22 protein-coding genes are annotated in these 24,044 nt (G+C 66.8%); 8 read left to right on the forward strand and 14 right to left on the reverse strand.

Features of this window, described 5'->3' with window-relative positions:
* Positions 1-118 precede the first annotated feature (118 nt).
* A complete protein-coding gene (locus VQ042_RS13915; protein ID WP_331820239.1) occupies positions 119-532 on the reverse strand; it encodes a PaaI family thioesterase in 414 nt (137 codons plus the stop codon).
* A gap of 214 nt (positions 533-746) precedes the next feature.
* Between VQ042_RS13915 and VQ042_RS13920 the strand changes: the two genes are divergently transcribed.
* Positions 747-1,565 carry an enoyl-CoA hydratase gene (locus tag VQ042_RS13920; RefSeq protein ID WP_331820241.1) on the forward strand — a complete coding sequence of 273 codons (819 nt, stop codon included), beginning with the start codon at positions 747-749 and terminating at the stop codon, positions 1,563-1,565.
* The gene (locus VQ042_RS13925) at positions 1,562-2,092 is read left to right on the forward strand and encodes a CoA-binding protein (RefSeq protein WP_331820243.1); all 531 of its coding nucleotides are present in this window, start codon (positions 1,562-1,564) and stop codon (positions 2,090-2,092) included. Before VQ042_RS13920 ends, VQ042_RS13925 begins: the two co-directional genes overlap by 4 nt.
* Positions 2,093-2,124: 32 nt before the next feature.
* Here the strand turns inward: VQ042_RS13925 and VQ042_RS13930 are convergent, their stop codons facing one another.
* Both VQ042_RS13930 and VQ042_RS13935 read right to left on the reverse strand, forming a co-directional pair.
* Positions 2,125-3,873 carry a sensor domain-containing diguanylate cyclase gene (locus tag VQ042_RS13930; protein ID WP_331820245.1) on the reverse strand — a complete coding sequence of 583 codons (1,749 nt, stop codon included), beginning with the start codon at positions 3,871-3,873 and terminating at the stop codon, positions 2,125-2,127.
* A gap of 330 nt (positions 3,874-4,203) precedes the next feature.
* A complete protein-coding gene (locus tag VQ042_RS13935) occupies positions 4,204-5,310 on the reverse strand; it encodes a Gfo/Idh/MocA family protein (protein ID WP_331820247.1) in 1,107 nt (368 codons plus the stop codon).
* 198 nt (positions 5,311-5,508) lie between these two features.
* Here VQ042_RS13935 and VQ042_RS13940 point away from each other — a divergent pair, with 198 nt between their 5' ends.
* Entirely contained in the window at positions 5,509-6,786 is a 1,278-nt protein-coding gene (locus tag VQ042_RS13940) for an O-acetylhomoserine aminocarboxypropyltransferase (protein ID WP_331820250.1), read from the forward strand.
* 135 nt (positions 6,787-6,921) lie between these two features.
* Entirely contained in the window at positions 6,922-7,269 is a 348-nt protein-coding gene (locus VQ042_RS13945) for a cupin domain-containing protein (RefSeq protein WP_331820252.1), read from the forward strand.
* Between the two features lie 138 nt (positions 7,270-7,407).
* On the opposite strand, the gene VQ042_RS13950 is transcribed toward VQ042_RS13945, so the two are convergent.
* Positions 7,408-8,130 (reverse strand): hypothetical protein, encoded by a 723-nt coding sequence (locus VQ042_RS13950; protein WP_331820254.1) that lies wholly within the window; start codon positions 8,128-8,130, stop codon positions 7,408-7,410.
* A 256-nt stretch (positions 8,131-8,386) separates the two neighbouring features.
* Positions 8,387-9,394 (reverse strand): SOUL family heme-binding protein, encoded by a 1,008-nt coding sequence (locus tag VQ042_RS13955; RefSeq protein ID WP_331820256.1) that lies wholly within the window; start codon positions 9,392-9,394, stop codon positions 8,387-8,389.
* Between the two features lie 441 nt (positions 9,395-9,835).
* Here VQ042_RS13955 and VQ042_RS13960 point away from each other — a divergent pair, with 441 nt between their 5' ends.
* Entirely contained in the window at positions 9,836-10,312 is a 477-nt protein-coding gene (locus VQ042_RS13960; protein ID WP_331820258.1) for an SRPBCC family protein, read from the forward strand.
* 123 nt (positions 10,313-10,435) lie between these two features.
* On the opposite strand, the gene VQ042_RS13965 is transcribed toward VQ042_RS13960, so the two are convergent.
* Complete coding sequence (locus VQ042_RS13965; RefSeq protein ID WP_024351295.1) at positions 10,436-11,332, reverse strand: LysR family transcriptional regulator; 897 nt, start codon at positions 11,330-11,332, stop codon at positions 10,436-10,438.
* 57 nt (positions 11,333-11,389) lie between these two features.
* The gene (trxB, locus tag VQ042_RS13970; RefSeq protein WP_331820265.1) at positions 11,390-12,361 is read right to left on the reverse strand and encodes a thioredoxin-disulfide reductase; all 972 of its coding nucleotides are present in this window, start codon (positions 12,359-12,361) and stop codon (positions 11,390-11,392) included.
* A gap of 271 nt (positions 12,362-12,632) precedes the next feature.
* On the opposite strand from trxB, the gene VQ042_RS13975 reads away from it, so the two are divergent.
* Positions 12,633-14,018: a TrkH family potassium uptake protein gene (locus VQ042_RS13975; protein WP_331820267.1), complete on the forward strand. Its 1,386-nt coding sequence runs from the start codon at positions 12,633-12,635 to the stop codon at positions 14,016-14,018.
* Positions 14,019-14,031: 13 nt separating this feature from the next.
* Positions 14,032-14,847, forward strand: a complete 816-nt coding sequence (locus VQ042_RS13980; protein WP_331820269.1) for a glycosyltransferase family 25 protein — start codon at positions 14,032-14,034, stop codon at positions 14,845-14,847.
* Here VQ042_RS13980 and VQ042_RS13985 read toward each other — a convergent pair whose 3' ends face one another.
* The 5 genes from VQ042_RS13985 to carA all read right to left on the reverse strand — a co-directional run bounded on the left by VQ042_RS13985 (position 14,848) and on the right by carA (position 22,077).
* Positions 14,848-15,894 (reverse strand): glycosyltransferase family 4 protein, encoded by a 1,047-nt coding sequence (locus tag VQ042_RS13985; RefSeq protein ID WP_331820271.1) that lies wholly within the window; start codon positions 15,892-15,894, stop codon positions 14,848-14,850. It lies immediately after the preceding gene.
* 202 nt (positions 15,895-16,096) lie between these two features.
* Positions 16,097-16,570, reverse strand: coding sequence for a transcription elongation factor GreA (gene greA, locus VQ042_RS13990; RefSeq protein WP_331820273.1), 474 nt, complete (start codon positions 16,568-16,570; stop codon positions 16,097-16,099).
* Between the two features lie 189 nt (positions 16,571-16,759).
* Positions 16,760-20,185 carry a carbamoyl-phosphate synthase large subunit gene (gene carB, locus VQ042_RS13995; protein ID WP_331820276.1) on the reverse strand — a complete coding sequence of 1,142 codons (3,426 nt, stop codon included), beginning with the start codon at positions 20,183-20,185 and terminating at the stop codon, positions 16,760-16,762.
* Positions 20,186-20,402: 217 nt separating this feature from the next.
* Positions 20,403-20,663, reverse strand: a complete 261-nt coding sequence (locus VQ042_RS14000) for a helix-turn-helix domain-containing protein (protein WP_331820278.1) — start codon at positions 20,661-20,663, stop codon at positions 20,403-20,405.
* Positions 20,664-20,889: 226 nt separating this feature from the next.
* Entirely contained in the window at positions 20,890-22,077 is a 1,188-nt protein-coding gene (carA, locus tag VQ042_RS14005) for a glutamine-hydrolyzing carbamoyl-phosphate synthase small subunit (protein WP_331820280.1), read from the reverse strand.
* Positions 22,078-22,484: 407 nt separating this feature from the next.
* Here carA and VQ042_RS14010 point away from each other — a divergent pair, with 407 nt between their 5' ends.
* On the forward strand, positions 22,485-22,934 hold the full coding sequence (locus VQ042_RS14010; RefSeq protein ID WP_331820315.1) for a GatB/YqeY domain-containing protein: 450 nt from the start codon (positions 22,485-22,487) through the stop codon (positions 22,932-22,934).
* Positions 22,935-22,963: 29 nt separating this feature from the next.
* Here VQ042_RS14010 and VQ042_RS14015 read toward each other — a convergent pair whose 3' ends face one another.
* Positions 22,964-23,683: an LrgB family protein gene (locus VQ042_RS14015; protein WP_331820282.1), complete on the reverse strand. Its 720-nt coding sequence runs from the start codon at positions 23,681-23,683 to the stop codon at positions 22,964-22,966.
* Positions 23,676-24,032, reverse strand: a complete 357-nt coding sequence (locus tag VQ042_RS14020) for a CidA/LrgA family protein (protein ID WP_331820284.1) — start codon at positions 24,030-24,032, stop codon at positions 23,676-23,678. The genes VQ042_RS14015 and VQ042_RS14020 overlap by 8 nt, the downstream gene beginning before the upstream one ends.
* Positions 24,033-24,044: the final 12 nt, after the last annotated feature.

A 24,044-nucleotide genomic window follows, 5' to 3' on the forward strand; every position in this document is an offset into this window, starting at 1 on the left:
CATACGGGCCAGCGGCGCATCTGTCAACGCCAAAACGCATTCCGACTGCCGCCGCCAGCCCTTGTCTTGCAGGGGATCGGGCGGTCAAGGTATCATGATACCGCGTCGTTTCGCGCCCTCAGCGCGGCGGAATCGAATAGGTGGCGACGGCATGGGCGACCAGCGCTGCGTCGGCCGCGTTCGACAGGGAGATGTCGACGACGGCCAGCCGCTTGCCGAGCTTGAGAAGCCGGGCATCGGCGAGGATGCCGCCGGGCTCGGGCTTACGCAGGAAGTTAATCGACAGATTGGTGGTGACGGCGAGGGCTACCGGCCCGATATGGCCGAGGATGGCGACATAGGCAGCCACGTCGGCGAGGGCGAAGAGGCTAGGTCCCGACACGGTGCCGCCCGGCCGCAGATGCCGGTCGCCGGCGTCGAGGCGCATCGTCACCGCGCCGGGGCGGACATCCACGATCGAAAAGCCGCCGTCGCGTCCGCCGAGCTGCGGAAAGTTGGTGTCGAGAAAGCCCTCGAGCTCGGCCCTGGTCATGATCGGCTGCACGCGCGTCCCCCCGGTTCTTCCCGGGCACCGGCCGGACCGCCCGGTGCCACCGGATTTGTCCTAGCTTCGGGATCGGCGAAAGGCCAGTCTGGCTGACGATCGCGTGGGTCGACGAGGTCGGAACACGCTACGATCTTGCGGTGGGGCGGGCGTTTCTGTTCAAGGTGGCCCGAACCCTTCTTCATCCGAGTGGAACCGAGCCATGGCAGACATCTTCGAACTCGCCGATGCGGGCCAGCATCCCGTCGAGGTCCAGCGCGCGACCGGCCTGACCCGGATCGTCCTGTCCAGCCCGCCGGCCAACGCCCTGTCCATGGCGATGATGGACGCGATCCAGGCCGCGCTCGCCGATGCGGCGGCCGACCGGGACAACCGCGTCGTCGTCATTGCCGGCGCGGGCAAGGTCTTCTCGGCCGGACACGATCTGAAGGAGCTGACCGCCCATCGCGGCGATGCCGATCGCGGCCGGGCCTTCTTCGACGCGACGATGCGCAAATGCGCGCAGCTGATGCAGGCCATCGTGCGCCATCCGTGCCCGGTGATCGCCGAGGTGAACGGCCTGGCCACGGCAGCAGGCTGCCAGCTCGTGGCCTCCTGCGACCTGGCCATCGCGTCGGAGGAAGCCCAGTTCTGCACGCCGGGCGTCAATATCGGGCTGTTCTGCTCGACGCCCATGGTCGCGCTGTCGCGCAATCTCAGTCGCAAGCACGCCATGGAGATGCTGCTCACCGGCGAGACCATCGACGCGCGCTCGGCCCGCGAGTTCGGCCTGGTCAACCGCGTCGTGCCGCCGGAATATCTCGGCACCATCGTCGGCAAATACGCCACCACCATCGCCTCCAAATCCGCGATGACGGTGAAGATCGGCAAGGAGGCCTTCTACCGGCAGGCGGAGATGGGCCTGTCGGAGGCCTATGAATATGCCGCCTCGGTGATGACCGAAAACATGCTGGCGAAGGACGCCGAGGAGGGGATCGGCGCCTTCCTGGAGAAGCGCAAGCCCGAATGGACGCACGAATGAGCGCGGCCCCGCTTCGCTACGAAGACGCGACCATCCGCGAGATCCTGACGAACGTGAAGACCATCGCGATGGTCGGGGCGAGCCCCAAGGAGAACCGGCCATCCTATTTCGTCCTGAAATATCTGCTGGCCAAGGATTTTCGCGTCATCCCGGTCAATCCGGGCCTCGCCGGCCAGGAGATCCTCGGGCAGACGGTGCATGCCGATCTGGCGAGCATCCCCGAGCCGGTCGACATGGTCGACATCTTCCGCGCCTCCGACGCCGTGCCGGGGATCGTCGACCAGGCGCTGGCCCTGGACCCCAAGCCGAAGGTAATCTGGACCCAGCTCGGCGTGCGCCATGACGGGGCGGCCGAAAGGGCCGAGGCGGCGGGCCTTGCAGTGATCATGGACCGCTGCCCGAAGATCGAGTTCGCGCGGCTGTCCGGCGAGATCAGCTGGAACGGCGTCAATTCACGGGTGATCTCGTCGAGGAAGCCGACCCGCGGGCAGGGCTACCAGAGCCTCGGGCTCGGCCCCAAGCGCTAGAGCGCCGGGGCGGGCGGCCGGGACGACGCCTCTCAGGCCGCCTTGTCGACCACCTCGAGCCCCTGCGACACGGTCAGCATGTTGCGGCCATTGGATTTCGAGCTGTAGAGCGCGAGATCGGCCCGGTGCAGCACGTCCTCGACATCCCGGTCGCCCGGCGACACCAGGGTCGCGCCGACGCTGACCGTCACGCTGACGGGGCCGGCCTCCGTGTCCAGGACGGTGGCCTGCACGGCGTTGCGCATCCGCTCCGCCCAGGCCGCCAGCGACGTCTCGTCGATCTCGCGCAGCAGGACGACGAATTCCTCGCCCCCGAAGCGGGCGACGCGATCGGTCTGGCGGGCCGCCTCGGCCAGAACCCTGGCGACCGAGCGGATCACGTCGTCGCCGATGGCATGACCATGGGCGTCGTTGACGCGCTTGAAATGGTCGATGTCGATCATCAGGATCGCGAAGCGGCTGTCGTAGCGGCGGAAGAAGGACAGGACGTCCTTGGCGTCGCCGAGGAAGCTGCGCCGGTTCATCAGGCCGGTCATCGGGTCGGTGTCGGCCAGTTGCCGCAAGTTCCGCACGGTCTCCTGATGTTCGCGCGTCTTGATCGTGTAGGCCTGCTCGGACCGCTCCATCAGGCCGCGGACTTCCGTTGCATCGCTTTCGGCCGAATCCACCCGTCGCATCAGCGAACGCAGCGAACTGGAGAGCCGCAGGATGTCGGAGGAACCGCGCTGGCGATCGAAGACGGCGGTTCCTCCGACCTGGCGACCCAGCCGATCGGCGTCCGCGGCGAGGCGCGTCAGGGGGTTCGTCACGCGCCCTGCGATCAGGAAGGCGGCTGCAATGCCGGCTGCCGCGGCGATCAGGCCGATGAGGATGACGACGAGCGTGACGCGGTTCGCATCCGCCAGGACGACCGACATGGGACGCTTGGCGACAACGATCCAGCCGAGACCCGGATAGGCCTCGTAGCCCCTGGTGGCGACGGCCGAGGCGAGATAGGTCGCCTCGCCCTCGCCGCCGACGAAGGTCTGCCGGACGAGGCGCGCGCGATCCGGCGACAGCACCGGCTGCCCGAATTCGGCCCCGAGAATGGCGGTGCCGTCCGATGCGGTCACCCACAGATCGGTCTGCAGGTTCGGATCCATGCCGTTCAGCAGGTAGCTGCGGACCGACTGGGCCCACGACCAGCTCAGATGCGCGCCGAGCACGCCCTTGACGTATCCCGCTTCGTCGCGCACCGGCGCTGCCACATCGACGAACCGGAAGGGCTCGCCGTCGACCGAGGGGCCGAGAATGTCGGCCAGCAGCTTGGCTTCGTGCAGGTCGAGGGCCGATGTCGCCTGCGTCCCGGCGGCGAACCAGGGGCGCTCGGCCACCGAGGCGCCCTCGAGCGTGCGGCCCGTGGACGCGAGGACCTCGCCGTCGAGCGAGGCGTAGCCGATCCAGGCATAGCGCGGCAGCGTCGCCTGCAACTGGTCGACGAGCCGCCGGATGCCGTCCCGGTCGCCGTCCCAGCTGTCGTTCAGCGTGGCGAGCGACGCGAAATTGCCGATCTCGCGGAAGCGCTCGAACATCTCCTGGTCGAGACGGTCCGCCATCGACTGGGCGAGGTCGTGCATCTCGGCATTCGCCGTGTCGACTGCCCGGTCACGGATGAGGTATGCGGTCGCCATGGTCATCGCCGCAACCACCAGGATGGAGAGCAGGGCAGTCAGCAAGGCCGACTGCTGCTTCATGCTCATCTGGTCACGCAAGCGGTTCGTCGCAGACAGGATCTTGCGCATGGCCGTTCTCTCCTCCACCCGGCGCGGCATCTGGCAGCCTTGCACTGACGGCTGCCGTTCGTCGGTGGGTCACCAATACGGCATGGATCTGAACGAAAGGTTCGGTCGGGGCATTTTCCGGCAACCGAACCCCAATGATGTCTTGGGGTTACCGCCATCCGTGCGGTTTTCGAGCGCGCAAGGGCGGCCGGGTTGCAGATGCCAAGGGAACTGGCGCGCCGGGGCGCGCGCCGTATCGCCAGAAGGCTGCAGACGGGCAGGGGCGGCACTAAAGGTCGCCCGGCCGCCTGCAGTTGCATGGTCACCGGGCCCCGTCAAGCGAGGGAAGCGCTAGTCCATCGGGACGTCGGTGTTGACGAATTCCGGCACGTCGGCCAGCGGCAGGGCCCGCGCCTGGTCCGTGTCGATCCGGCGCGTGCGCGACCGGGGTGCAAGGTCCTGGGGCGCGCCCGTGGCGATGGACCGGTCGATCGCATCGAGGACGATCATGTCCAGGACGCCTTCCTCGCCATCGGGCTCGGGCTGGCGGTCGTTGAGGATGCAGTCGGAGAAATAATCGGTCTCGCCGCCGAAATGATCGACCACCGGGGCCTTGCGCTCCTGCGTCTCGCCGTCCCCGATGAGGCGGAAGTCGATCGAGGTGCCCTCGCCAAAGCCGAAGGCCGGATATGCCTCGATGATGCCCTCGCTGCCGACCACATGCAGCCGGTCGATGCTCTCGGCCGAATAGCTGACGGTGAAGCTGGCGCTGCGTCCTTCCGGGAAGGTGAGGATGACGCTCACCGTGTCGTCGCAGCCCAGGTCACGCTCGGGCACCCGCGACGCGAGGGCCATGACGCGGATGGGCTCGGCCTCGAAGAAATTGCGCACCGCATTGATCGGGTAGGTGCCCATGTCGGGCACGGGGCCGGCCCAGTAGCCATTCAGGGCGCGGTGGTTTCCGGGCTTGACCATCTGCGAGAAGGTCGCGGTGAAGAAGCGGGGCGTGCCGATCTCGCCGGCGCGGATCGCCTCGACGATGGCCAGCGTGCCCGGTTCGCAGTGCAGGCGGTAGGCCACCATCAGCTTGGCGCCGGAGGCCCTGGCGGCGGCCTCGATGGCTTCGGCGTCGGCCAGGCTCGCCGCCATGGGCTTTTCCAGAAGCACGTGGATGCCGGCCTTCAGGGCGGGTTCGGCGAATTCGCGATGCCGGAAGTTCGGCGTGGCCACGTAGACGGCATCGATTTCGCCACTGGTCAGCAGCGCGTCGTATTCGTCGTAATCATAGCCCTTGATGCCGTAGAGTTCGCCCAGGCCACGGGCCTTTTCGGGGTCGCCGGTGACGATCGCCGTCATGACCGAGTTCGACGTCTGGCCGACGCCCGGCATGAAGGCGCCCTGCGAGATCCAGCCGCCGCCGACGACGGCGTAGCGGATCTGTCCGTTGGAATTCGGCATGCGTGATGTTCCCTGATGGTTCGTTCGATCCTGGCAGAATGGCCCGCAGGGCGCGCCGGTTGCATCGCAATGCTGCGACATTTGAGAAATGCGCGCCGGCTTCTCGCGGCACCGGGCGAGCCATGCTAGAGCGGGCCGAGCACCGGGGAACCCGTCGAAGGGCGTCCGGGACGGCATCACGGATGGGGAGAGAGACAGATGAGCGGACCGAATTTCGAGACACTGGCGATCCACGCGGGCGCGCAGCCGGACCCGGCGACGGGCGCGCGCGCGACGCCGATCTACCAGACCACGTCCTTCGTCTTCGAGGATGTCGATCACGCCGCGTCGCTGTTCGGGCTCCAGCAGTTCGGCAATATCTACACTCGCATCATGAACCCGACCCAGGCCGTGCTGGAAGAGCGCGTCGCAGCGCTCGAGGGCGGCACCGCGGCACTGGCCGTGGCGTCCGGCCATGCCGCGCAGCTGATCATCTTCCAGGCGATGATGCAGCCGGGCGACGAGTTCGTCGCGTCGCGGAAGCTCTATGGCGGATCGATCAACCAGTTCGGCCATGCCTTCAAGTCGTTCGGCTGGAAGGTGAACTGGGCCGACCCCGACGATCTGGCGAGCTTCGAGGCGGCGGTCACCGACAAGACCAAGGCGATCTTCATCGAATCGATCGCCAATCCCGGCGGCATCGTCGTCGACATCGCCGGCATCGCGGCGATTGCCCAGAAGCACGGCATCCCCCTGATCGTCGACAACACCATGGCGACGCCGTATCTGTGCCGGCCGATCGAGCACGGCGCCGACATCGTTGTCCATTCGCTAACCAAGTTCATGGGTGGCCACGGCAATTCCATGGGCGGCGCCATCGTCGACGCCGGCACCTTCGACTGGTCGGCGACCGACCGCTATCCGATGCTGTCGCAGCCGCGGCCCGAATATAACGGCATCGTGCTGCACGAGACCTTCGGCAATTTCGCCTTCGCCATCGCCTGCCGCGTCCTCGGCCTGCGCGACCTGGGACCGGCGATCTCGCCCTTCAACGCCTTCATGCTCCTGACCGGCATCGAGACGCTGCCGCTGCGCATGCAGCGCCACTGCGACAATGCCAAGGCCGTGGCTGCCCATCTGCAGACCCACGAGAAGGTCGGCTGGGTCTCCTATTCGGGGCTGCCGGATCATCCCAACCACGCGATGATGCAGAAATACTCGCCCAACGGCGCCGGCGCCGTCTTCACCTTCGGCCTGAAGGGTGGCTTCGAGGCCGGCGTCACCTTCGTGGAGGCGCTGGAGCTGTTCTCGCATCTGGCCAATATCGGCGACACCCGCTCGCTGGTGATCCACCCTGCCTCCACCACCCACAAGCAGCTCGCCGACGACCAGCGGATCGCCGCCGGCGCCGGCCCGGACGTGGTGCGCCTGTCGATCGGCATCGAGAACGTCGCCGACATCATCGCCGATCTCGACCAGGCGCTCGCCAAGGTCTGAGCCGGCCACGGGGCACGCTCTGAACCGACGCAACGAAAGGCCGGCCGCCCGCGCGACCGGCCTTTTTCGCGCACCGCGGGAACGCCTCGCGCCGCCGGTGATTTCTGGCCGTCGCAAACGACGAAGGAAACCGACATGACCGAGCATTTCGTCCGCTTCGACAAGGCGCTGGTGCCCGTCGAGACGGGAGCGCCGGACCGCGAGAAGATCCGCAGCGGCCGCCCGAGCAACAAGACCTGGAACATCGAGGACGACGGCCAGGGCCTGTATGCCGGCATTTGGGAATCCTCCGCCGGGGAGTGGGACATCGACTATGACGAGTGGGAGTTCTTCCACATCCTGGAAGGCGTCTCGGTGCTGACCGAGGATGGCGGCGAGCCGATCAAGCTGGTCGCCGGCGACAGCTTCGTCATCCGGCCGGGCTTCAAGGGCCGCTGGAAGGTCGTCGAGCCCACGAAGAAGCATTATGTCATCAAGATCTGATCGGGCCGCAGGCAAAGTCGCGAGAGGCTGCGCGCCGCGCCGCCGGGCCTGCCATCACCATCGATCTACAACGCAGTAAGGCCGGACATCGCCGTCCGGCCTTACTGTGCAATGTCGCGCCCTGGCCGGTCTGCCGGGTCAGCAGGACCTGCCCAGATGCACCTGCTGCCAGCCGGAGCGACCCTCGCGCACCTTCACCCGGCGATGCACCGTGTCGTATTCGGCGGGAATGGTCCGGGCGACCGAGCGCGCCGGCTCCAGGACGACCGTCTCGCGGATGGTGTCGTAGCGCGCCGGAATCAGATGCTCGCGGGTGCGGGCCGGTTCGACCTCCACCCGGACATGCTCGACACCGTATTCGGCGGGAATCGTCTCGGTCCAGCTCTCGCCGGGATCGACGATGACCTTTCGGTACTGGGTGGCATAGCGCGCCGGCACCACGACGCGGCAATAGACCCGGTGACCATTGATGACGCGCCATTCCCAGCGCTCGGTGGCCGGATGCACGAGGACGGTTTCCGCCACCTTGCGGTACACCGGCGGCGAGGACCGGTGGACGGTCCGGGCGGGGCGAAGGAGAACCTGGCGCGCGACGGTCTCGTAGCGGGCGGGCACGATGCTGCGCTCGATGCGCTCCGGCTCGACCAGGACCCGCCGCTTCTCGTAGCCATAGACTGGCGGCACGGTCTCGTAGATCGTCTCGGCCGGCCGCACCATCACGGTCTCGGCGACCGAGGCATATTCCGCCGGCTCATGGACCGGCTGGTAGCAGGACACGGCGCGGGCACCGCCCGCCATGGTCGGCGAGATGGCGAAGAGCAGGCTGCTCCCGGCCGTCAGCAAAGCAACAAGTCGCTTCATCCTCATCCACTCCGGACAATCGTTTCCATGAGAGGAGTGAAGACGAAGGCGGATGGATAGGCAATGAATATCAGTAAAGATTGGGTTGAAAGCCAATCTCTAGTTAATGATTAAAATTGTCTGTATCGGACGCAGACAGCGAAAAGCCCGCGCGAGGCGGGCTTTTCGACATGTCGGGTAGTTTCGGGGTCGGCGTCTTCCCGACGATCTTCCCCAACGTTGCCGGGGAGATCGCGCGGGTGGAACGGTCCGGATGCTAGCGCATGATCTCGATGAGGATCTCGTTGCGCTTCATGAAGCCGGGCGTCCAAGGCGGATTGTAGAAGGCGTATTCCGGATCGCCCTTCTGGGTGAGGTTGTTGTCCGCCAGATAATTGTACAGCTTCATCAGCTGCTTGCTGGCCAGCGTGGCGTTGAAATTGCCCGCGAACGAGATCGCTACGATGCGGCGCGCCGGCACTTCCTTCAGCGTGATGCCGGTATTCGTCGGCTCGGGCAGGCTGGCCCGCGTGTATTTCTTCGGCATGACGAACCGCACGGCCCAGCCCTTGGTGTGGCCGGCGCCTTCGGCGAGCTGCTGCAGCACCGGGCTGGTCATGGCGATCTTTTTGCCCGAGCGGCTCTTGGCGGCGATGTAGTCGTAAAGCGTCTCGAAGCCGCTGCGGCGGGCCTTCTCGTGATAGCCGCTCTTGATCGTCTCGGCGACGATCATGCCGTCATAGTCGCGGATCTGGATCTCGCCGTCGTCACGCACGACGTCGTAATCGGGCTCCTCGGTATGCTCCTGCACCTTCTTGGTGACGAAATAGGCGGCGCCGACCACCGCGACGGCACCACCGACTACGAGCAGCGCGGTGAGTTCCGGCCGGGCGCGCAGGCTGTCGATCACCCGCTCGGAATCGCTGCGCCGCATGGCGCGGGGCAGGCGGACACCGGCGAGATAATGCCGGGCGTCGTCGAAATAGCCGCGGACGTCATGGGCGCCGTGCTCGGCGGTGTCGCGCAGCGAGCGCGCGTGCCGGCGTGCTTCGTCCGTGCTCGGCAGGCTCCAGGCCGTGGCGAATTCCGGCAGGTAGCGGGCGAGGCCGGTCGGCTCGGAATGGAACGGATTGGCGCGGTCGAACGAGCGGCGGAAGCGCTCGGCGCGCGTCGGGCGCGGCCGGACAGTCTCGACCGCGCGCTCCTCGATTTCCGTCAGACGGTCGCCGATATCGCTCAGCGCGTCGGACAGGCGGTCGTAGGCGGTGGGCTTGTCGCGAAACATGAATGTGACTCCTAAGGTCGAAATTTTCTGCGCCGTCTTGCCACGGTGCGGGCGAACAGCCCGTCAGCGGTCGTAAGATCGCGCCCCGCACCCGTAACGTTACCGGGCAACATTGGTTGCGGGTGCGAACCGCTTTGCGTGGCGATTGCCCGCAATGCGCGGGTTGTGCGGATTCGACCGGGCCGATGCAACCTTCCGGTATCGACCACGTTTCAACGACATCAGGTTTTCATGGCCTGATACTCCAGCCAAATTTCGGGCGGCCTCAGAGCCGCCCATTTTTTTGCCTGTGCGTCGCAGACCGGCGCACGGACGCCGGCGGGTGCGCGCCGTTTCGGCGGGCGAGGCGGCGTCGGCCCTTCCTGTCGCAGCCGTCTGGCTTAGCTTCGTGGCGGGCACGACAATGACGTCCGGCGCAGTCGGGCGCGGAGGAGACGACACATGCAGAAACTGATCTGGGGACTGGCCGCGGCGACTATGATGTTGGCGGCACCCGCCCATGCGGTGGAGGTCGGCAAGACGATGGAGACCGAGGCCGAGCCCGCCGCGGTGTGGGCGGCGGTCGGCGATTTCTGCGGCATCGGCGAGTGGCATCCGGCCGTGACCCGATGCGAGCAGAGCGAGGAGGGCGGCAAGACCCGCCGCACCCTGACGCTGGGCGACGGCGCGACCCTGGTGGAGGAGCTGGTATCGCGCGACGACGCGGCCATGACCTACACCTACCGCATCATCGAGGGGCCGCTGCCGGTCGAGAACTACAAATCGACGATCACGGTGACAGCGGCCGGCAAGGGCTCGACGATCAGCTGGAACGGCACCTTCGACGCCAAGGGCGCGACGGATGCGGAAGCCGGCGAGGTGGTCGGCGGCATCTATGATGCGGGCCTTCAGGGCATCGCCGAGAAGGCCGGGATGTAGTTCGCTCGCAGGAGCCGGCTCCGGCCGGTTCCCGCATCCCCGGCACGGGGTGTCGCCGCTCCGTCCCGGTCCGCGCCACGGGAACGGCGGCCCAGACACCGCGAAAGCGGATAGTTCAGCCGGTCAGAAGGCCCAGGTCCGCGCCTTCGAGATCAGGAAGTCGCGGAAGACCTTGAGCTTGGCGGCGTTACGCATCTGCTCGGGGTAGCAGAGATAGGTGTCGAAGGTCGGCATCTCCATCTCCGGCAGCACCTGCACCAGCTTCACCCGCTTGTCGATCATGTAGTCCGGCAGCAGTGCGAGGCCGATGCCGCTTTCGATGGCCGAGCGGATCGCCATCAGATTGTTGATCTGCAGGATCGGGCTGCGGCTCTTGCCGTCGGGCAGGCCCACGGTCTCCAGCGTGTTCAGGTTGCGCAGGTAGTTCGGGGCCGGTTCGCCGAAGGTGATGATCCGGTGATTGTCCAGATCCTCGACCGTCTCGGGCGTGCCGAACCGGTTGAGATAGGCCGGCGACGCATAGACGTGCAGATGCACGGTGAACAGGCGGCGCTGGATCAGATCGGGCTGCTGCGGCTGGCGCAGGCGGATCGCCGCATCCGCCTTGCGCATGGTGAGGTCGATTTCCTCATTGTCGAAGACGAGCTGCAGTTCGAGATCCGGATAAAGCTCGAGGAACTCCTTGGCGCGCTCGGTGAGCCAGCCCGAGCCGAGGCCCACCGTCGTCGTGACCCGCAGCTTGCCGGTCGGCTTCTCGCGGGTCTCGGTCAGCTGCATGCGCACCTGTTCGAGGCGCTTGAGCACGTCGCTGGCCGTATGGAACAGCAATTCGCCCTGTTCCGAAAGCACCAGGCCGCGGGCATGGCGATGGAAGAGGGGGGTGCCCACCTCCTGCTCCAGGGCCGCGACCTGCCGGCTGATCGCCGACTGGCTGAGATTCAGGACGTCCGCCGCGTGGGTGAACGACCCGGCCTCGGCGGCGGCATGAAAGATCCGCAGTTTGTCCCAGTCGAGAGCCATAGGTCGTTATCCCCGGACGGCCTGAGGCCCGGCAGGCATCGTGCCTGCCCGTACCAACTACTCGGCAGCCTGCTGCGTGCCTTGGGCGGCCTGCGCAGCGAGCCATTTTTCTGCTTCGAGCGCCGCCATGCAGCCCAGTCCGGCGGCGGTCACCGCCTGGCGGTAGACGTCGTCGGCGACGTCGCCCGCCGCGAAGACGCCGGGAACCGAGGTCTGCGTCGTGCCGGGCTCGACCCACAGATAGCCGGACGGCTTCTGCTTCAGCTGGCCGACGAACAGTTCGACCGCCGGCGCATGGCCGATGGCGACGAAGACGCCGTCCGTCGCAAGCTCGGACAACTCGCCGGTCAGGCGGTTGCGCAGCCTGACGCCGTTGACCGACTTCATCGGCTTGGTGACGCCGAGGATCTCGTCGATCTCGGTGTTCCAGACGATGTCGATATTGGCGGCCTTGAAGATGCGCTCCTGCAGGATGCGCTCGGCGCGGAACTCGTCGCGGCGATGCACGATCGTCACCGACCTGGCGATATGGGACAGATACAACGCCTCCTCGACGGCGGTGTTGCCGCCGCCGACCACGACCACGTCCTTGCCGCGATAGAAGAAGCCGTCGCAGGTGGCGCAGGCCGAGACGCCGAAGCCCTGGAACAGGTCCTCGCTCGGCAGGCCGAGCCATTTGGCCTGGGCGCCTGTGGCGATGATGAGCGCGTCGCAGGTGTAGATCGTGCCGGAATCGCCGGTCAGGCGGAACGGGCGCACGGCGAGGTCGGCCTCGACGATCAGGTCGCTCGCCATCTCGGCGCCGACATTGAGCGCCTGCGCCTTCATCTGCTCCATCATCCAGGGACCCTGGACCGGGTCGGCAAAGCCGGGATAGTTCTCGACATCGGTGGTGATGGTGAGCTGGCCGCCCTCCTGGAGCCCAGCGACGAGCAGCGGCTTCATTATGGCACGCGCGGCATAGATGGCGGCGGTGTAGCCGGCCGGACCGGAGCCGACGATCAGGATTTCCGCATGGCGTTGGGTCATATTGGCCTCGCTGGATTGGCGTCCGGCAAATGGCGACGCCCGCCCGCCCGTTCAATAGACGAGGGGATGCGGCCCTGCAACACGAACGGCCCGCTCGCGACCCGCTCGCGCCGTCAATCCCCCGCCCGATTGCCGAGGCAGCGCCGAGGGGGTATGAGACCGCCTCACGCGAGGCCTTCGCGTCCCCGAAGATGCCACGTCCCGGAGCCATTCCATTTTCAGGACCATCGCGTACGTCACCTCGAATTTCGGGCTGGGTCTTGCGGCCGCGATGCTCATTCCCGCGCTCGTCGACCTTGCCGACGAGAACGACGACTGGCGGGTCTTCGTGGGCTGCAGCCTGCTGGTGGGAATGGTCTGCATCCTGCTGGCCGCGGCGACCCGCGGGGAGCGGCCGAAATTCACCCAGCGGCTCGGCTTCCAGCTGGTCACCAGCGTGTGGCTCTTCGCCACCCTGATCGGCGCGCTGCCGATCTACATCTCGTCCGTCAACGTCACCTTCGCCGGCGCGATCTTCGAATCCATGTCCGGCCTGACGACGACCGGCTCGACGGTGATCTCCGGTCTCGACGCGCTGCCGCGCGGCCTGCTGATGTGGCGCTCGCTGCTGCAATGGCTCGGCGGCATCGGCATCATCGGCATGGTGCTTCTGGTGCTGCCGTCGCTGCGCGCCGGCGGCCTGGCGCTGTTCCACATGGAGAGCTCCGACAAGTCGGACAAGGTGCTGCCGCGGGTGAACCAGCTGACAGGCGGCCTGATCGCCGCCTATGCCGTGCTCACCGTCATGTGCACCGTCGCCTACACCTCGCTCGGCATGAGCTTCTTCGACGCCATCAACCACGCCATGACCACGATGGCGACGGGCGGCTACTCCACCCATGACAGCTCGATGGGCTATTTCGAGAACAACGGCATCCTCGTCGCCGCGACGGTGTTCATGATCCTGGGGGCACTCCCATTCGTCATCTACATCCGCGCCTTCCTGCCGCGGCGCTTCCAGCTGTGGCGCGATCCGCAGATCGCCGTCTTCCTGGTGACCTGCCTGGTCCTGAGCCTGGCCATCGCGGTGACGCGGCGGATCATCAACGACACGCCCTTCGGCGAGGCGCTGATCTCGTCGACCTTCAACCTGGTCTCGGTGATCACCACGACCGGCTATGCGTCCGAGGACTACACGCTGTGGTCCAACGCCGCGATCGGCCTGTTCTTCCTGGCGACCTTCTTGGGTGGCTGCGCCGGGTCAACCTCCGGTGGCATCAAGGCGAACCGCCTCGTCATCCTCTATCGTCTCGTGCGCTCCAGCTTTCGCCGGCTGGTGCGCCCGCATGCCATCATCCGGCTGAAATACGGCAATGACGACATCTCGTCGGATACGATCCAGACCGTGACGATTTTCTTCTTCCTGTTCTTCGGGACGCTGCTGCTGGGCACTGTCCTGCTGACGATGTTCGGGCTCGACCTGATCACCGCCTTCTCCGGTGCCCTGACTGCAATTGCCAATGTCGGCCCCGGTTTCGGGCAGATCATCGGGCCTGCCGGCAATTTCGCCTCGCTGCCCGACCCGGCGCTGTGGACGCTGTCTGGGATGATGCTGCTCGGCCGCCTGGAATTGGTGACGGTCCTCATCCTGCTCTTTCCGTCGGTCTGGACCGACTGAGGGAGGGGAAGCATTGGCTAGCAGAGCACCTGACGTCGTCTACATCAACCTCGATCGCGCGGTCGACCGTCGCGCCCTGATGGAGCGCCAGGGCGCATTGCGCGGTGTCGCCCTGACGCGGTTTCCCGCGCGCGATGCCGAGAGCATCGACGAGGCGACCGTCCATGACCTGTCGCATCGGTGGGAGCGGCCGATCACGGGCCCCGAACTGGCGCTGTTCCTGTCCCACAGGACGCTTTGGGAGCGTGCGGCGGCTTCGCGTGACGGCATCGTCATTCTGGAGGATGATGCCGTGCTGTCGCCGCGCTTTGCGGCGGTGATCGCCAATCTGCCGACAGGCTTCGATCTGATCAATCTGGAATGCTATGGGCGGCGCAAGTTCATGACCCGCCATTCGGTTCGCACCGATGCGCCGGCCCGCTTCACCGCGGTCGCGCGGGACAAGTCCGGCACCGCTGCCTATTACTGCAGTCCTGCCGGCGGACGGAAGCTGGCGGACCTTGCCTGCAAGCTCGCGGCGCCGTCCGACGCCTTCATCTTCGCCGTCGCGGATCTGCGCACCGCCCAGGTAGAGCCGGCGGTCGCTGTGCAGGTGCATGTCCTGGCCGGGCGCGGCATCGACGCCGGCATACGCACGACCACGTCCATACATCAGCCGCGCAAGCGGCTGGGCTTGGCGCTTCGCCACTGGCCGTTCCATGCCCGACGGCTGCGCACCCAGCTCAATCTGCTGCCGCTGCATGTGCGCCGCCTGAACGACGTTGCCTTCCGGGCACCGGAACTGGACGAGGACGAGTTTCGCGCGATCTTGCCGATCCGCTTCGACTGATCAGTCCGCCCAGAGGGTGTCGTAGATCGCGGCAATCTCCGCCGCCTCGCGCTCCAGCGCGAAATGGACCCGCACATGGGCCAGAGCCGCCGCGGCGGTCGCTGCACGCAACGGCGCATCCGCCAGATAGGGTCGGATTGCCGCCCCCAAGGCGTCGGCGTCGCCGGCCGGCACGACGCGGCCGGTCACCCCCTCCACGACGAGCTCGGCGAAGGCGCCGGCATCGCTGGTCACCACCGGCGTGCCGCTGGCCATCGCTTCCAGCGGGGTCAGCCCGAAACCCTCGTTGCGGGGCGGCGCGACATACAGGTCGAAGTGCCGGAACCACGGCGCGATGTCCGGCACCTCGCCGGCGAAGAGAATGCGCGCCTCCAGCCCCGCAGCGGTGATCCTGCCGCGAAGCGCGCGTTCGAAGGCAGCGTGTTCGGGTGTCGTTCGACCGGTGATGACAGCCGTCCAGTCGCCATGGTCGGGCAGCACCGCCAGAAGGGCGTCGACGAAGAGATCCGTTCCCTTCTGGTGTCGGATCCGCCCGCAGCAACCGATGACCAGCCGGCCGGCCAGACGATCGGCCAACTCGCCAGCCGGCAGTTCACCGTCCGGCCGAAAGCGTTCCAGATCGACGCCGTGCATCACGACCCGCGCTGGCACGTCCAGATAGGAGGCGCTCCGGCTGCTTGTGGCGATCACCGCATCCATCCGGCGGATCAGGAAGCGTGTCCAGCGCGTGTGGCGGCGCTGGGCGGCGGAGGTGAAGAGCAGCTTGAGCGGCATCCGCAGGACGTCGCGCAGGACAATGCCGGCGAGCATCTCGACGTTGCGCCGCGCATGCCAGATGCGGTGCCGGCGGCGCGCGGGACGGCTCCAGAGTGCCAGGAGTGCCGAATAGGGCAGGCGGGGAACGTCCCGCGGCAGGACGTCCGGCCCCATCGTCGCGATGCCGATGGTCCGGGCCTGCAGCGGCAGGAGCTGGATGATCGTCGAGGTAACGCCGGAGAGCCGCCGCTTGAAGTTCGGGGCGATGACCTCGACGTCGCGGATGTTCATGTCTGCCGCTCTCTTGCCCTTTGATGGCATGGGGGCCGGCATGTGGCCGGCCTGCGAGAGCAGGATCGCCTGCTGCCGCCGTCACTGCCTGGGGCAGGATGGAACATGGCCGGCGGTCCTTCACGCCGGCCATCGGGGTTTGCGTCCGCCTGCGGTCACCGGGCCTTGCGGCGCGGTGGGAACAGGCCGGCGGAACCCGAGATCAGGCCCAGCGCACCTCGAGGATCTCGTAGGAGCGTGCGCCGCCGGGCGCCGAGACCTCGATCGTGTCGCCCTCGGTCTTGCCGATCAGCGCGCGCGCGATGGGCGAGGAGATCGAGATCCGACCCTTCTTCACGTCGGCCTCCTGGTCGCCGACGATCTGGTACACCTTCTCCTCCTCGGTATCCTCGTCGACCAGCTTCACGGTCGCGCCGAACTTGATCGTATCGCCCGACATCTTGGTCACGTCGATGACCTCGGCGCGCGCCGTCAGGTCCTCGAGCTCAGAGATCCGGCCCTCGTTGAGGCTCTGGGACTCCTTGGCGGCATGGTATTCGGCGTTTTCCGACAGGTCGCCATGGGCGCGCGCCTCGGAAATCGCCGCGATGATCCGCGGACGCTCCTCCTGCTGGCGACGACGAAGCTCCTCGCGCAGAGCGTCGTATCCGTGGTTCGTCATCGGGACCTTTTCCATGGCCTCCACCTTTCCGATGCCCGGTCCTGCCGCGGCATCTGCATTCTTCTTGGATTGCCGGGTGGCGGTGACGCCAACCGGAGCACAATAACAAAACCGGTCCCAGACGGCCGAGGCCATCGGAACCAGCTAGACTTCAGATTGAAGGACGCCTCGGCGCCAGAGCGTCGGGCGCCGTTTCAATCAGGCTCAGACAAAGTACGATTGCAACGGCCGAACTTCAAGATTGCCCTTGCGCAGCGCCGCGATCGCCTCGGCCGCCGCCACCATGCCGGCCAGCGTGGTGTAGTAGGGCACCTTGTGGATCAGGGCCGCGCGGCGCAGCGAGCGGGAATCCGACAGGGCCTTGGCGCCCTCGGTCGTGTTCAGCACGAGCTGCACCTGCCGGTTGCGCAGGGCGTCCTCGATATGGGGACGGCCCTCCAGCACCTTGTTGATCTTCTCGGCCTCGATGCCGCGATCGGCCAGGAAGCGGTGGGTACCGCCGGTGGCGATAATCTTGAAGCCCATCTCGTAGAGCCGGCGCACCGGCGCCAGGCTGCGCTCCTTGTCGGCTTCCTTCACCGAGACGAAGACCGTGCCCTCCTGGGGCAGGTCGACGCCGGCGCCCAGCTGCGACTTCGCGAAGGCGACCGCGTAGTCGTAGTCGAGCCCCATCACCTCGCCGGTGGAGCGCATCTCCGGGCCGAGCAGCGTGTCGACGCCCGGGAAGCGGGCGAATGGGAAGACGGCCTCCTTGACCGCGATGTGCTTCAGGGTCCGCGGGTCCGGCGCGCCGCCATAGGCGGCGAAGGCCGCGTCCAGCGTCTCGCCGGCCATGATCCGGGCCGCGACCTTGGCGATCGGCGCGCCGATCGTCTTCGCGACGAAGGGCACGGTGCGCGAAGCGCGCGGGTTCACTTCGAGGACGTAGACCTCGTCGTCCTTGATCGCGAACTGCACGTTCATCAGGCCGCCGACCTTGAGCGCCAGCGCCATTTCGCGGGTCTGGCGGACGAGTTCGTCGGTGATCGCCGTCGACAGCGAATGGACCGGCAGCGAACAGGCCGAATCGCCCGAATGGATGCCGGCTTCCTCGATATGCTCCATGATCCCGGCGACATAAGTGGACGTGCCGTCGCTGAGGCAGTCCACATCCACCTCGATGGCGTCGGACAGGTAGGAATCGATCAGCACCGGCGACTTGCCCGAGACGACCACGGCCGTGTGCATGTAGCGCTCGAACTGCGCCTCGTTGCGCACGATCTCCATGGCCCGGCCGCCCAGCACGTAGGACGGGCGCACCACGACCGGGTAGCCGATGCGCGCGACGATGTCGCGAGCCTCGTCCACCGAGCGGGCGATGCCGTTGCGCGGCTGGCGCAGGCCGAGATCGTTGAGCAGGCGCTGGAAGCGGTCGCGATCCTCGGCCAGGTCGATGGCGTCCGGCGACGTGCCCAGGATCGGGATACCGGCCTTCTCCAGCGCCTCGGCGAGCTTCAGCGGGGTCTGGCCGCCGAACTGCACGATGACGCCGTGCAGCGTGCCGGCGGTCTGCTCGGCCTTCAGGACCTCCAGCACGTCCTCGGCCGTCAGCGGCTCGAAATACAGCCGGTCGGAGGTGTCGTAGTCGGTCGACACGGTCTCCGGGTTGCAATTGATCATGATGGCTTCATAGCCGGCGTCCTGCAGGGCAAAGGCCGCATGGCAGCAGCAATAGTCGAACTCGATGCCCTGGCCGATCCGGTTCGGGCCGCCGCCCAGGATAACCACCTTTTTGGCATCGGTGACGGCCGCCTCGGAGCGGACTTCGCCGGCAAAGGGGCGCTCGTAGGTCGAGTACATGTAGGGCGTCGGCGAGGCGAACTCGGCGGCGCAGGTGTCGATCCGCTTGTAGACCGGCCGGACGTCGAGCCTGTCGCGCAGCGCCGAGACGTCGACCTCCTCGCCGCCGATCAGCTTGGCCAGCCGCGCGTCGGAGAAGCCGACCGACTTCAGGAAGCGCAGATTATCGGCGTCGTCGGGCAGGCCGAAGGTCCGCACCTTTTCTTCCAGGTCGATGATCGCCTTGATCCGGGCGATGAACCAGGGGTCGATCTTGCAGGACTGGTGCACCTGCTCGGGGCTGGTGCCCATGCGCAGGGCCTGGGCGACCATCAGCAGCCGGTCCGGCGTCGGCGTGCCGAGCGCTGCACGGATGGCGTTCTTGTCGTCGCCTTCGCCGATGCCCGGGATCTCGATCTCGTCGAGGCCGTCGAGCCCGGTCTCCAGGCCGCGCAACGCCTTCTGGAGCGATTCCTCGAAGGTCCGGCCGATCGCCATGACCTCGCCGACGGATTTCATCGCCGTGGTCAGGATCGGCTCGGAACCCGGGAACTTCTCGAAGGCAAAGCGCGGGATCTTGGTCACGACATAGTCGATCGACGGCTCGAAGGAAGCCGGCGTCGCGCCGTCGGTGATGTCGTTCTCGAGTTCGTCGAGCGTGTAGCCGACGGCGAGCTTGGCGGCGACCTTGGCGATCGGGAAACCGGTCGCCTTGGAGGCAAGGGCCGAGGAGCGCGACACGCGCGGGTTCATCTCGATGACCACGAGGCGGCCGGTCTGCGGATCGACGGCGAACTGCACGTTTGAGCCGCCGGTCTCGACCCCGATCTCGCGCAGCACCGCGATCGAGGCGTTGCGCATGATCTGGTATTCCTTGTCGGTCAGCGTCAGCGCTGGCGCGACGGTGATCGAATCGCCCGTGTGGACGCCCATCGGGTCGATGTTCTCGATCGAGCAGACGATGATGCAATTGTCCGCCTTGTCGCGGACGACCTCCATCTCGTACTCCTTCCAGCCGAGCACGCTTTCCTCGATCAGCACCTCGGTGGTGGGGGAGGCATCGAGGCCGCCTTCGACGATCTCGAAGAATTCCGAGCGGTTGTAGGCGATGCCGCCGCCGGTGCCGCCAAGCGTGAAGGACGGCCGGATGATCGCCGGCAGGCCGACATCTTCCAGCGCCTCGGCGGCCGCAGCCAGCGCCCGCGTCATGTAGCGCTGCTTGCGGTCGGGCTCGCCCACCAGCCACTCGTGCTCCAGCGCGGCCAGGGCGGCGTCCTGCTCGGCTTCGTCGGTGATGGTGGCCTTGATCTCGGCGCGGCGCTTGTCATGGACGCTGCGGTCGGCCGACTTGGCGTCCGTCGCGTTGGCCAGGAGCGAGCGCGGTGTCTCGAGGCCGATCTTGGCCATGGCCTCGCGGAACAGGGCGCGGTCCTCGGCCTTGTCGATGGCGTCTGCGTCGGCGCCGATCATCTCGACCGCGTATTTCTCCAGGACGCCCATGCGGCGCAGCGACAGAGCCGTGTTGAGCGCCGTCTGACCGCCCATGGTCGGCAGCAGGGCGTCCGGTCGCTCCTTGGCGATGATCTTGGCCACCACTTCGGGCGTGATCGGCTCGATATAGGTCGCGTGTGCCAGATCCGGATCGGTCATGATCGTCGCCGGATTGGAGTTGACCAGGATGATCCGGTAGCCCTCTGCCTTCAGCGCCTTGCAGGCCTGCGTGCCGGAATAGTCGAACTCGCATGCCTGGCCGATGATGATCGGGCCGGCGCCGATGATGAGGATGGACTTGATATCGGTACGCTTTGGCATGGCGAGGCTTCGTCCGGTCGTTATGTTGCGCGCCAAAAGCCCGGCTGCACGATGTGACGGCCGGTCGCTTCAGGTTCTGTCGAGGCTGAGGCCGGCTTATAGGCAAGCGGCGGGCGCGGCGAAAGGGCGAAGTGTCGCAAAACTTGTGCGCGGGGCGATCGGCGGCCCGGCGGACGCCGCGGGAGGCGCGCTTTCCCGGGCCGGACCGGCGCGCCGATCACGCGTCGGGGCGGGGATTCCTGGCGGCGAGAAGCTCGGAGGCGGTGCGTGGCAGGCCGCGGCCGTCATAGGTCTCGATGCCGAGCGACAGCGCCAGGCAGGACAGTTCGACGGTCTTGGGAATCTCGACATTCTTCCCGTCGCGATTGCCCTTCTCGTAATACTGGATGACCCGCTTCTTGAGGCCGAGCTTTTCGGCGGCGTCTTTCTGTTTCAGGCCGAGCGCCTTGCGCCAGGTCCGAAAGGCGTCAGGGTTCATGGGGCCTCCTGTCGGCAAAACGTCGCGTCTCCGTCCGCCGGCGACAAGCGCCGAAACGGTCAACTGGTGCCGATTCTATCGCGTTCTGCTAACCGGGAACAGAGGGCGGTGCGGGAGACCCGATGCAGGCCTAACATCCCTCTCCGCAACGCGCCGGCCACTCGTGACGGCGGCGCCGGATCGCTCCGACTCCGCCCTTCGCGTTCCGCCTTGAACCGCTGCCGTTTCAGGCCGCGGCCTTGCGGCCCTTGTGCTCGTCGATCATCTGGAAGAACCGCTCGAACAGGTAATGCGAATCCTGCGGGCCGGGCGAGGCCTCGGGATGGTGCTGGACCGAAAAGACCGGCTTGCCGGAGAGGCGCAGGCCGCAATTGGAGCCGTCGAACAGCGAGCGGTGGGTTTCCTCCACGCCCTCGGGCAGCGAATTGGCGGCGACCGCGAAACCGTGATTCATCGAGACGATCTCGACCTTGCCGGTGGTGAAGTCCTTGACCGGATGATTGGCGCCGTGATGGCCCTGATGCATCTTCTCGGTCTGGCCGCCCAGCGCCAGCGCCAGCATCTGGTGGCCGAGGCAGATGCCGAAGACCGGCACGTCCTTCTCGATCAGCGCCTTGATGGTCGGCACGGCGTAGTCGCCGGTGGCGGCCGGGTCGCCCGGGCCGTTGGACAGGAACACGCCGTCGGGGTCGTGGGACAGGATATCCTCGGCGCTCGCCGTCGGCGGCACCAGGATCACCCGCGCACCCTGGCCGGCCATCAGCCGCAGGATGTTGCGCTTGGTGCCGTAATCGATGGCGACGATGGTGTAGCGCGGCTCGGACTGCGGCGCATAACCGGCGTTCCACACCCAGGGCTTCTCGTCCCAGATGACGCCTTCGCCGCTGGCCACGTCCTTGGCGAGGTCGAGGCCGACGAGGCCGCTCCATGCCGCCGCGCGGGCCTTCAGGGCGTCGATGTCGAAATTGCCCTCCGGGTCATGGGCGATCACCGCGTTGGCGGCGCCCTTTTCGCGGATCAGCGCGGTGAGGGCGCGGGTGTCGACGCCCGACAGGGCGATGACGCCGCGTTCCTTCAGCCAGGCGTCGAGATGGCCGGAGGAGCGGTAATTGGAGGGCGTGGTGATGTCCGCGCGGAAGATCGCGCCGACGGCGCCGGTGGCATTGGCCGGGACCAGATCCTCCTGGTCCTCGTCATTGGCGCCGACATTGCCGATATGCGGGAAGGTGAAGGTGACGATCTGGCGGGCATAGGAGGGATCGGTGAGGATCTCCTGATAGCCGGTGAGGGCGGTGTTGAAGCACACCTCGCCCTCGATGGCGCCGGTCGCGCCGAGGCCGAAGCCGTCGACGACCGTGCCGTCCGCCAACACCAGAACTGCGGTCGGCTTGCGGGGGGTCCAGCCTTCGGTCATGGGGCGCCTCTTTCGTCTGTGGGTCTGCGCCGGGCCGGCATGAGGGCCGCGGCATCGCAACGGCAGGCCTGTGGTCGGCGCCGGCATCTGACCCGCGATATCTGCCGAGATGACGATCGTTGCAAGGGACCTTGCGGAATCTCCCGAGAATTTCTACATGCGCGCCACGCTGCACGACGAAGGCCGGACAGGCTCCGCGCAGATTGCCACTTGCCACGATGACCGGGATGCAGACGACGGCCGCAAGGCCGGGCGAATTCGGGCGGGCCATGAACGGTCCTGAACCGAAGCTGGAATGGATCACTGAACCCGGCTTTACCTTTTCATCCGATAGGTATGGATTAGGCGCGAATTGGTGGCATTCGTCGATCATGCAGACTGTTCACGAACCGAAAGATAACAAACCCATGCGCGAGCATCTTGCGGACGCCCTGAAATCCGCGATGAACGGCCCTGACAAGACCCGCTGTTCCACGCTGCGGCTGATCCACGCCGCCATCAAGGATCGCGACGTCGCCAACCGGACCGCCGGGCGCGACCCGGTGAGCGACGACGAGATGCAGCAGATCCTGTTGAAGATGATCAAGCAGCGGGTCGAATCGGCCAAGACCTTCGACGAGACCGGCCAACCGGCGCTCGCAGATCAGGAACGCCGGGAAATCGCGGTGATTCGCGAATTGCTGCCGCCGCAGCTCGATTCGGGCGAGATGGAACAGGCCTGCCGCGAAGTCGTCGAGGACACCGATGCCCGTGGATTGCGCGACGTCGGTCGCTGCATGAACGCGCTCAAGGAGCGCTATCCGGGCAAGCTCGACATCGGCAAGGCTTCGACCGTGGTGAAGAGCCTGCTGCGCTGAGGCGCGGCCCGTCCGGGCGAAACCTCCCGCTAGAACAGAAACGTCCAGAGCAGCGGCAGGATGATCGCCGTTGCCAGGGCGTTGAGGCCCATGGCCAGGCCGGAAAAGGCGCCGGCGACCTCGCTTTCCTGCAGGGCCCTCGCCGTGCCGATGCCGTGCGAGGCCGTGCCCATGGCAAAGCCCCGCGCGGCCTGGTCGCGAATCCCCATGAGATCCAAGAGCACCGGCCCGAGCGCGGCGCCTAGAATCCCCGTTGCGATGACGAAGACGGCGGTCAGCGAGGGCAGGCCGCCCAGCTTCTCGGCGATGCCCATGGCGACCGGCGCCGTCACCGATTTCGGCGCCAGCGAGATCAGGCTCACCGCGTCGGCCCGCAGCAGAAGGCCGAGCCCGATCGCCGAGGCGATGGCGGTGAGGGAACCGGTGAAGAGGCTTGCCGCGATCGCCGCGGCGCTGCCCCGCACCTTGTCGAACTGCCGGTAGAGCGGGATCGCCAGCGCCACCGTGGCCGGCCCCAGCAGGAAATGGATGAACTGCGCCCCCTCGAAGTAAGTCGGGTAGCTGGTCCCGGTTAGCGTCAGCACCGCGACCACGGCAGCCACGGTGAGGAACACCGGATTGAGAAGGGCGGTGGAGCCGGCGCGACGATACAGCCAGTTCGCGCCCTGATAGGCGACCAGCGTCATGGTCAGGAAGAGCAGCGGGCTGGCGGCGAGATAAACCCAGACGTCGATGAGGGTGTCACCCATGGCGCGCCGCCTTCCGGCCGGGACCGAAGCGGTTCATCAGGAAGGCCGTGACGGCAATGGTCAGCAATGTGGACACGACGAGCGTCGCGCCGATCGACAGGGCTTCGCCCTCCAGCCGGCCCACATGCATCATGATCCCTGCACCGGCCGGCACGAACAGGAGCGACAGATTGGCCAGAAGGCCGTCGCCGACCTTGCCGAGCTGTTCCGGCACGGATCCCCTGGCGAGCAGCGCGACGAACAAGAGCGCCATGCCGATTACCGGGCCGGGCAGGGGCAGGCCGGTCGCGACGGTGATCGCTTCGCCGATGAGCTGGCACAGGAAGATGGCTGTCAGGGCTTGCAGCACGGGGCACCTCTC

This window comes from Aurantimonas sp. A2-1-M11, from assembly GCF_036549475.1.
GTDB lineage: Bacteria > Pseudomonadota > Alphaproteobacteria > Rhizobiales > Rhizobiaceae > Aurantimonas.